The following is a 3415-nucleotide window of genomic DNA, read 5'->3' on the forward strand; positions in this document are numbered from 1 at the left end:
TGGTGGGTTGAGTGGTGTCGGGGTATGCGGTTGGTGTTTTGATTTGTGAATAGTGTGCGCGAGCATCTTGTTATCTGTAGTGGCCAAGTGATAGTGGCATACGGTGGATGCCTTGGCACCAGGCGCCGATGAAGGACGTGGGAGGCCGCGATAGTCCACGGGGAGTTGTCAACCGAGCTTTGATCCGTGGGTGTCCGAATGGGGAAACCTAGCCCGAGTTGTGTCGGGTTGCCGCTGCCTGAATGTATAGGGCAGTTGGTGGTGACGCGGGGAAGTGAAACATCTCAGTACCCGTAGGAAGAGTAAACAACAGTGATTCCCTCAGTAGTGGTGAGCGAACGGGGAAGAGGCTAAACCGTGCGCGTGTGATAGACGGCAGTCGTTGCGTGTGCGGGGTTGTGGGATGCATCTTTCCAGGTCTGCCGACCTGGAGCGCTGATGGTTCTTCTAGCTGAATCCGTTGGGAAACGGTACCGGAGTGGGTGAGAGTCCCGTAGGTGAAGGAAGAGTCTAGGTGTTGGTGTTCTCCCGAGTAGCGCGGAGCCCGAGGAATTCCGTGTGAATCTGGCAGGACCACCTGCTAAGCCAAAATACGTCCTGGTGACCGATAGTGCACTAGTACCGTGAGGGAAAGGTGAAAAGTGCCCCGGTGAGGGGTCGTGAAATAGTACCTGAAACCGTGTGCTGTCAAGCCGTCAGAGCTGACTTTCGGGTTGGTGATGGCGTGCCTTTTGAAGAATGAGCCTGCGAGTCATGGTATGTGGCGAGGTTAACCCGGGTGGGGTAGCCGTAGGGAAACCGAGTCTGAATAGGGCGTTGAGTCGCATGCTGTGGACCCGAAGCGGAGTGATCTACCCATGTCCAGGGTGAAGCGGGGGTAAGACCTCGTGGAGGCCCGAACCCACCAGGGTTGAAAACCTGGGGGATGAGGTGTGGGTAGGGGTGAAAGGCCAATCAAACTCCGTGATAGCTGGTTCTCCCCGAAATGCATTTAGGTGCAGCGTCGCGTGTTTCTTGCTGGAGGTAGAGCTACTGTTTGGCTGATGGGCCCGACAAGGTTACTGACGTCAGACAAACTCCGAATGCCGGTGAAGTGAAGCGCGGCAGTGAGACTGCGGGGGATAAGCTTCGTAGTCGAGAGGGAAACAGCCCAGATCATCAGCTAAGGCCCCTAAGCGTGTGCTAAGTGGGAAAGGTTGTGGAGTTGCTGAGACAACCAGGAGGTTGGCTTAGAAGCAGCCATCCTTTAAAGAGTGCGTAATAGCTCACTGGTCAAGTGGTTCTGCGCCGATAATGTAGCGGGGCTTAAGCACACCGCCGAAGCTGTGGAGCCCGGTCTTTAGGCCGGGTTGGTAGGGGAGCGTCGTGCATCCGGTGAAGCTGCCGAGTGATCGTGTGGTGGAGGGTGTGCGAGTGAGAATGCAGGCATGAGTAGCGAAAGCAACGTGAGAAACGTTGCCGCCGATTGACTAAGGGTTCCTGGGGCAGGTTAATCCGCCCAGGGTGAGTCTGGACCTAAGGCGAGGCCGACAGGCGTAGTCGATGGATAACGGGTTGATATTCCCGTACCCGTGCACGAGCGTCCAGTATCGAGGCGACGGATGCTAACCACGCTGGATCCTTCTTCGACCTTCGGGTTGGGGTTGGTTTCTGGTCTGGGAACCGATGTTGTAGTAGGTAAGTGATGGGGTGACGCAGGAGGGTAGCTCTACCCGGCGGTGGTTGTCCGGGGGTAAGCGTGTAGGCTGGTGTGTTGGTAAATCCGCATGCCGTGAAGGCTGAGACGTGATGCCGAGCCGTTTTTGGTGAAGTGAGTGATCCCATGCTGTCGAGAAAAGCCTCTAGCGAGTTCGTGTGTGGCCAGTACCCTAAACCGACGCAGGTGGTCAGGTAGAGAATACCGAGGCGTTCGGGTGAACCATGGTTAAGGAACTCGGCAAATTGTCCCCGTAACTTTGGGAGAAGGGGAGCCCTGTCTGGTGATGGCCTTTACGGTCGGAGCTGGGTGGGGTCGCAGATAGCGGGGGGAAGCGACTGTTTATTAAAAACACAGGTCCGTGCGAAGTCGTAAGACGCTGTATACGGACTGACGCCTGCCCGGTGCTGGAACGTTAAGAGGACTGGTTAGCGGGTTTCGGCCTGCGAAGCTGGGAATCTAAGCGCCAGTAAACGGCGGTGGTAACTATAACCATCCTAAGGTAGCGAAATTCCTTGTCGGGTAAGTTCCGACCTGCACGAATGGCGTAACGACTTCCCCACTGTCTCAACCATGGGCCCGGTGAAATTGCACTACGAGTAAAGATGCTCGTTTCGCGCAGCAGGACGGAAAGACCCCGGGACCTTCACTATAGCTTGACATTGGTGTTTGGGATGGTTTGTGTAGGATAGGTGGGAGCCTGTGAAGCTGTCACGCTAGTGGCGGTGGAGGCGTTGGTGAAATACCACTCTGACTGTTTCGGGCATCTAACTTTGGACCGTGATCCGGTTCGGGGACAGTGTCTGGTGGGTAGTTTAACTGGGGCGGTTGCCTCCCAAAGAGTAACGGAGGCGCCCAAAGGTTCCCTCAGCCTGGTTGGTAATCAGGTGTTGAGTGTAAGTGCACAAGGGAGCTTGACTGTGAGACGGACGTGTCGAGCAGGAGCGAAAGCTGGGACTAGTGATCCGGCACCGGCGTGTGGAAGCGGTGTCGCTCAACGGCTAAAAGGTACCCCGGGGATAACAGGCTGATCTTCCCCAAGAGTCCGTATCGACGGGATGGTTTGGCACCTCGATGTCGGCTCGTCGCATCCTGGGGCTGGAGTTGGTCCCAAGGGTTGGGCTGTTCGCCCATTAAAGCGGCACGCGAGCTGGGTTTAGAACGTCGTGAGACAGTTCGGTCCCTATCCGCTGTGCGCGTTGGAGACTTGAGAAGGGCTGTCCCTAGTACGAGAGGACCGGGACGGACGAACCTCTGGTGTGCCAGTTGTCCTGCCAAGGGCATGGCTGGTTGGCTACGTTCGGGAGGGATAACCGCTGAAAGCATCTAAGCGGGAAGCCTGCTTCGAGATGAGGTCTCCTGCCTCCTTGAGAGGGTAAGACTCCCTAGAGACGATAGGGTTGATAGGCCGGGTGTGGAAGCCTTGTGAGGGGTGGAGCTGACCGGTACTAATAGGTCGAGGGCTTGTCCGCTGCAGATAATTGGGTGCTCGCGCATACTGTTTCACACGGTTTTCCGCTGTGGTCCTGCCTGTGGGGTGGGGTTGTGGTGGTGTTTGGTTTCCGTGGTGGTTATGGCAGGGGGGTTACACCCGGTAACTTTCCGAACCCGGTCGTTAAGTCCCTGTGCGCTGATGGTACTGCCCTGTGGTGGGGTGGGAGAGTAGGTCGCTGCCACGGTTTTTCTTGGAGGGGGTCGTCCTTGTGGGGACGGCCCCCT

The 3415-nt window shown here is 56.8% G+C and carries 2 rRNA genes; both read left to right on the top strand.

The features are described from left to right. Positions 1 to 80: 80 nt before the first annotated feature. Positions 81 to 3169: ribosomal RNA gene (locus tag ACTVAJ_RS29335) — 23S ribosomal RNA — on the top strand. A gap of 90 nt (positions 3170 to 3259) precedes the next feature. Next, positions 3260 to 3375, top strand: a 5S ribosomal RNA gene (rrf, locus tag ACTVAJ_RS29340). Positions 3376 to 3415: the final 40 nt, after the last annotated feature.

The sequence above is a fragment of the Nocardiopsis sp. KDC1DS13DA1 genome (assembly GCF_055632325.1).